Source organism: Erwinia oleae (assembly GCF_000770305.1).
Taxonomy (GTDB): domain Bacteria; phylum Pseudomonadota; class Gammaproteobacteria; order Enterobacterales; family Enterobacteriaceae; genus Erwinia; species Erwinia oleae.
On sequence record NZ_JNVB01000119.1, the window covers coordinates 1 to 6625 of the forward strand.

The following is a 6625-nucleotide window of genomic DNA, read 5'->3' on the forward strand; positions in this document are numbered from 1 at the left end:
GTATCCACCAGTCTGGTGAATAGTGGGCATTATAGAAGAGTGGTATCTGTCGAACATTCTGGCGATATCATGCAGAGAATCACCTTGCTTATATCTGTCCCAGATAATCGCTTTCTGTTCGGGCGTGTAGTAAATGCGCGTTCTTCGTTTCATTGCAACGTCCCCCCCTTGATTAAGGATAGCGTTGCATCGACCCGTTGAACTCACAGGTGAATCGTGACTTTTTCATCGGCACCACCTCCGCTCAGGGGAGTAAATATCATGCCGAAATTCTGTTTCTGAATGGAGCAGGATTTTGGGTCAGGGTCATTGCGCCAAATGCGGACTTTGATACGCGGTTTGGAAGCCGGCAATAAGCATGGCAAGCTTATATTGAGTAAATTTTATGTCAGCCTTGCAATGACTTCGCGAAACATACAGCCTCTTCCCGGCCTGCGTAGGGCCCATAATTCTCTATGCGTTCATATCCATTTTTCTTATAAAAATTTACCGCTTTATGGTTAATATGTCGGGTTTCAAGCCTGAGTTCGTTATATCCCATACTTTTCGCGGATGTTTCCAGGAAAGTGAGCAAAGCATTACCAATACCGGGAGAACTACGGTCTGAAAACATCCTTTTGAGTTCAGCTATATTTTCAGTTAACGGTCGAATAGCTCCGCATCCTATCGCGTTCCCCCTGCCATCCTTTGCCAGTGCCCAGAGTGCCCTGTTCTCATCCATTGAGGCTAGTGTGAAATTGCTTTTGCCACTGTCACCAGTAATAGAAGCGAGTTCTGCTGACAATTTTTCTATTAAATAATAAGAGTCTGGAGAAAGTGGATCGGATTTTTCTACTATTATCATGCCCTTATCCTCTCAAAGTCTTTGTCAGGCAGGAAGAAAATGATGGTAAAAACAACATCATTAATGTGGTGATACTGAGGAAATAGTTTGCAGCATACTTGCCTGAACGGATATGCCTTTACGTCCGCGCCTGGCGGACGGTGCGCCCGCATAAGGCAGCGGTGTGTCAGGCGCGGACGTCCATGGCATTTCACTTTGTTCATATCCTGAGAGCAGGTGAAGCGCTAACTGCGTTGTAACAAAAAATGCCGAAGTTCAGCTGTCACTTCTTCTGGTGCTTCTTCAGCCATATGATGGCCGCTGTTGATGGCTTTGCCCCGCACATCCGACGCCCAGCTTTTCCAGATCCCCAGTACGTCGCCGTATATCTCTTCCAAATCATCATATTTTGACCATAAGCAGAGCGTCGGGCAGTCAATCATCCGTCCATTCTGACGATCATGAAGCTCGTGCTCTTTGTCTATATAAAGACCGGCGCGATAATCTTCGATCATCCCATGGACAGTTGCCGGGTCATGTATGGCTCGCCTGAATTCAATGTACTCTTCGTCTCCCATTGATTCGGGCTGGCCGCCATACCACTTGTCCGGGTCGGCCAGAATTGCCCGCTCTGGTTTTTCTGGTTGAGCAAAGAAGAACCAGTGATACCACTGCCGGGCAAACTTCTCATCACAGCGGTTAAGTGCTTCAAGTATTGGAACGCAATCCAGTACGGCCAAACGAGTGATTCGATCCGGGTAATCAAGAGCGGCGCGGTAAGCTGTGTAGCTTCCCCTGTCGTGCCCAACAACTGCAAACTGTTCAAAGCCCAGATAACTCATCAACTCAACACAATCTCTTGCCTTCGCTCTTTTAGAAGAACCAGCATGTTTGGGCAGATCGGCAGGTTTTGAAGAGCGCCCGAAACCACGTAAATCAGGACATACCACAGTAAAGGATTTAGCGAGTTCGGGGGCGACTTTTGACCATGTAACGTGGGTACGTGGGTGTCCGTGTAACAGCAAAACCGGCGGCCCATTGCCGCCATAACGTACATTAAGTACCGCTTCTGAAAGCCTTATTTCGGTATGCGTAAATCCCTTAAACATATGCTTTTACCCGGTTGGTAGTTAGTAAAAATTTCAGGCGGATTCTGCTGGCATACTTTGCTTAACCAGGCGAAAAAGGGGTTCGAATGTGGCATCGGCATTGGGATTCCCTGCCAGGTGAACTTTTTTTACTGTCATCGTGCCTGAACCTTATTTCGTTACCGTCATTATCTGGCTGATACTGAAACAAGGTAAAACGATGTCATGCCGGGCGGCAAGTACAGGCTTAAGATAAATAATCAGGCGGGACAGGACGCGTGTTATAAAAATGTCTGAATAGTGCCCCCCCCCCTCAGAGAAAAAGGTTTCATACCAGCACGCGCCTTCTTAAAACCTGCACGCGCACCACCGCCAGCAGAATACCGCCGACAATCAGTAGCGTGCCGAGCACTTTGCTATGATCGAGGGTTTCATGCAGGATCGCCACGCCCATCAGCAGCGCCAGCGCCGGGCTGAGTAGCGACCACGGCAAAATCTGGCTGGCGGGATAACGCTTCAGCAAGCCGTACCACAGCGAATAAGCGAGAACCGATGAACCTGACGCGCTGTAAATAACCCCCAGCCAGCCGCGCCAGCCCGCCTGCATCAGCAAAGTGAACTGATGTTGCTCGGTGAGCCACGAACTGAGACCCACCAGCGGAATAGCAAACAGCGACAGCCAGCCTGTCATTGCGAGCGGCGCAATCGGCGGCAGACGTTTAATTATCACCGTGCTGCACGCCCAACCGCAGGCGCTGATTAGCAGCCACATTATGCCCTGCCAGTGCGTCAGCGCCGGGCTGCCCGCCAGAATAATCACGCCGGTAAACGCAACCAGCACACCGCCAATTTGTCGATAACCGAGCCGCTCTTTCAGGCAGAAGGCCGCCAGCAGCATCGCCAACGGCGTTCCCATCTGAATGAACACCGCAGTGGTGCCGGCGTCGGCAGTCTGCATGCCAATCACCATCAGACCAAAATGCACAAACCCGAAGGTAAACGCCAGCAGCAGCATGCCCGGTAACTGGCGGCGCGTCAGACGATGAAAGGGCAACAGCATCGCCGCCACCAGCACGAAACGCAGCGTCAGCATAAACAGCGGCGGTAGTTCCATCAGACCAAACTTCATGGCGATGACGTTAAAGGCCCAACCATTGACCACCACTATCAGGATCAGTACATCGCGCAGCGACACCGGTTTCACGCACGCAACCGCGTTGGCGTTTGCAGATGATAATCGTGCTCCTGCTGGAAGCGACGTGCCATCGCCAGCAGCTGGCGTTCGGCACCGTCGCGTCCAATCAGCTGCATACCAATCGGCATGCCGTCGCGATCAAAACCCGCGGGCTGGCTGATGGCCGGTAACGCCGACAAACTCGCCAGCGCGTTGTAGCGCATATTGCCGGTTAACACGCTCTCTTCACGATCGCCCATCTGAATCGCTTCCAACCCTTTGTGCGGCGCGGTAAAGGGCAGCGTCGGCACCAGAATCACCTCCACCTGACTGAGATGGTGCAGCAACTGCATCCGCAAGCTGGTGCGGAAGCGCTGCGCCTGTAGATACTCCACCGCCGTAATGCTCAAACCGGCCTGAAGCAGTTTGCGCACGTCCTCACCGTACTCATGCGGACGATCCGCCAGCCACGCAGCATGCAGCGACGCCGGTTCGGCGAGGTTAATCAGCACTAACGCGTTCACCGCCTGATCGAGCCCGTGGATATTCAGCGTCTGGCAACGCGCGCCCGCCGCGCTGTACCACTGCACCATGTGGTCATAAGCGGCAGCGACGTCCGACTGCACCTGTTGATGCACATCCGGCAATAAGCCGATACGCAAGCCTGCCAGCTCAGGGAGTTGGCTGAGTGTGCCGGGTTGCGCCCGACCATCAAGCACGTTGAACAGCACTTCGCACTCTTCGGCATAACGCGCCAGCGGACCGACGGTGTCAAGACTGGTGGCCAGAGGGAAAATGCCCGCGGTGGAAAGCCTTCCCACGCCCGGACGCAGGCCGGTGATGCCGTTCATTGATGCCGGTAAGCGAATCGATCCGCCGGTATCGGTGCCGAGGGTAGCCAGTGCGCTGCGCACCGACGCGGCCACGCCCGAGCCGCCGCTCGAACCGGCAGGAATGCGCGTGTCATCCCACGGATTGCTGCTGGCGCCATAATGGGGATTATTGGTGGTGCCGCCCCACGCAAACTCATGCATGTTGGTGCTGCCAATAATCAGTGCGCCAGCCTGTTTCAGGCGCTGCACCACCACCGCATCGCGGCTGGCGATGTTGCCGCTGAGGATTCGGCTGCCCGCGTGCATCTCTTCACCGGCCAGATCGATATTGGCTTTGATGGCAATCGGCATGCCGTGCAAAGGCCCAGGATCGTAGCCCTGATCCAGCATGCGCTGGCTGGCGTTGGCGCTCTGGCGCACCTGCGAAACATACACTTCGCTGAACGCATTGAGATCGTGCGTGGCTTCTTCACGCGCCAGGCAGGCTTCCACCAGTTCCGGCACGCTGGTTTGCCGCGTGCGTAGCTGCTGCGCCAGCGTTAACATTGAGGCGTCAATCACATCACTCATGCGGTAACTCCACCGGCGGTTGCAGCGCGGATACCCACGCATTCGCCGGCAACAAGGTCGGCGGGAAATGCCGCGCGGCAAAGGCGCTCACGCCCGCCGCACGCGTTTCGCAATCGGACAGTAAATACTGCAACTCCGCAGTCTCGGCCGCACAGTGACGCTGGATCAGCGCCAGTCGCAGTGCAATGGGATCGATCATGGCGGCTCCTTATTTATCGCCCAGCGCGTCAACCGCCGCTTTGGCTTTGGTCGCCAGCCCGACGTTGACGTTGTTCTGATAAGAGGTGGCTTCGGACGGATAGGCTTTGATGTTTTTGGCGTACAGCGCGATGTTCATGTTGTTGTCCCACGCCTTCTGCGACACCAGCACGTTCTCTGGATAACCTTTGGCATCAATCTCACGCTGAACCGCTTTCTTCACCACCGCTTCAGGCAGCGCCGGGAAATATTTCCGCGCGATCTGCACCGATTCTTCCTGATGTTTATAGATGAAGCGCGATGCCTGCTCGAAGGCGGTTACGACCGCCTGCGCCGCCTGCGGATTTTTGTCGATATACTGCTGCGTGGTGGTCAGGCTGGAGAAGGCGAACGGATACCAGGATTGCGCAGAGGAGAACGAATAGACCACATGCAAACCGTTTTGCTGCTCAGCCATTGTCACCTGCGGCTCGGCGGCCAGCGCGTAATCCGCACGGCCCGCCGCCACCGTGGGGATTTCGTTACCGATCGCCACATGCACCAGCTTCACGTCTTTCAGGTTGTTCTGTTTGATCAGATAACTCATGAATGCCCAGGTGGTATCCGGCTGTGGGCTGGTCACCACGCGTTTGCCGGCTAACAGCGATAAGTTGTCCTGTAATGAGGCGGCTTCTTTACCGAAGACAAAGATGGTCGGCGCGTTTTGCACCCCGGCGACCACCACGCCTTTGCCGCCGTTTTCACGGGTTTTCGGCACAAACACCGGATCCTGGATCGAGAAGTCCGCCGAGCCGCCGATCACCGCCGCCCAAGACTGCGCCCCGCCGCCACCGGTGCTGATTTTAACCTCAACGCCCTGCTGTTTGAAAAAGCCCTGCTCCTGCGCCACATATAGCGGCAGATAGAGCAACGACTGGAAAGCCTGGTTAATGCGTACCGGCGTATCGGCAGCCAGCGTCGGGTTGACACAGACTATTGAAGCCAGAGAGACGGCGGCAGAAATCGTAGCGAAGCGAAATGTTTTCATAATTATTTCCTGTCCCAGGAGAGAATGAGGCGTTCAAGAAAGGCCACCAGCGCGTTAAAACACAGCATCATCAGCATGACCAGTACGACTCCGGCCAGCACAATGTTCATACCGAAGTTGGAGCTGCCGAGCAGGATCATGTGCCCGACGCCCGCATCGGAAGAGATGTATTCGCCAACGATGGCGCCCACCAGCGCAAAACCGACGTTGAGGCGTAAACCGGACAGCACCCACAGCATCGCCGACGGCACCACCAGCCTGAAAAAAATGGTGCCGCGTCCGGCGTTGAAGGAGCGCAGCAGGTTGATCAAATCGGGATCGGTGCGCATCGCGCCTTTATACGAGGTGGTAAGCGACACCACCACGCAGGAGAACGCGACGATCACCACTTTCGACAGCATTTCAGTGCCGAACCAGATGATGGTCATCGGCGCAACCGCCAGGACCGGGATCGAACCAATCGCCGCGATAAAGGGCGCGGCAAGATCGGAGATAAAGCGCGAGTACCACAGCAGCAGACCTGAGATCGAGCCGCCCACGGCGCCGACGGCAAAACCGACCAGCGTTTCCACCGCCGTGACGCGGATGTCCGTCAGCATCTCACCGCTCTGAAAACGCGCCGCCAGCACCTCCCACACCTGTGACGGGCTGGAGAAGAGAAACGCATTAATATTGCCGCTGCGTACACCGAGTTCCCAACCGCCGAGCAGCATCACCACAATCGCTATCTGCAATACCAGCAGCGTATAACGGCGTGCGTTAGCCGAACGGAAGAAGGCTTCGCGCGTGCTGCGATTGGCGGTCGCGCCGAGCGTCGGGCGCGTGGATACCGAATTCATCACCATGTCATCCTCTCAGTAGTTAACCGGCTCGGGCTGCGTGCCGATGCTGCGCCAGATGCGCTCGTAATAG

At 55.5% G+C, this 6625-nt stretch carries 7 protein-coding genes and 1 pseudogene; all 8 read right to left on the minus strand.

Going from position 1 to position 6625, the window contains the following annotated elements; translation table 11 throughout:
• A pseudogene (locus tag GS12_RS24465) lies at positions 1 to 153 on the minus strand (IS30 family transposase); the annotation flags it as partial.
• A 235-nt stretch (positions 154 to 388) separates the two neighbouring features.
• Positions 389 to 844: a GNAT family N-acetyltransferase gene (locus GS12_RS21725; RefSeq protein WP_034950847.1), complete on the minus strand. Its 456-nt coding sequence runs from the start codon at positions 842 to 844 to the stop codon at positions 389 to 391.
• Positions 845 to 1068: 224 nt separating this feature from the next.
• Positions 1069 to 1932, minus strand: coding sequence for an alpha/beta fold hydrolase (locus GS12_RS21730; protein WP_034950849.1), 864 nt, complete (start codon positions 1930 to 1932; stop codon positions 1069 to 1071).
• A gap of 307 nt (positions 1933 to 2239) precedes the next feature.
• Complete coding sequence (locus GS12_RS21735) at positions 2240 to 3106, minus strand: DMT family transporter (RefSeq protein WP_034950860.1); 867 nt, start codon at positions 3104 to 3106, stop codon at positions 2240 to 2242.
• Positions 3107 to 3111: 5 nt separating this feature from the next.
• Complete coding sequence (locus GS12_RS21740; RefSeq protein ID WP_034950852.1) at positions 3112 to 4488, minus strand: amidase; 1377 nt, start codon at positions 4486 to 4488, stop codon at positions 3112 to 3114.
• A complete protein-coding gene (locus GS12_RS21745) occupies positions 4481 to 4687 on the minus strand; it encodes a hypothetical protein (RefSeq protein WP_034950855.1) in 207 nt (68 codons plus the stop codon). The genes GS12_RS21740 and GS12_RS21745 overlap by 8 nt, the downstream gene beginning before the upstream one ends.
• A 9-nt stretch (positions 4688 to 4696) precedes the next feature.
• A complete protein-coding gene (locus GS12_RS21750) occupies positions 4697 to 5713 on the minus strand; it encodes an ABC transporter substrate-binding protein (protein WP_034950857.1) in 1017 nt (338 codons plus the stop codon).
• A 2-nt stretch (positions 5714 to 5715) separates the two neighbouring features.
• Complete coding sequence (locus GS12_RS21755; protein ID WP_235421304.1) at positions 5716 to 6552, minus strand: ABC transporter permease; 837 nt, start codon at positions 6550 to 6552, stop codon at positions 5716 to 5718.
• Positions 6553 to 6625 lie beyond the last annotated feature (73 nt).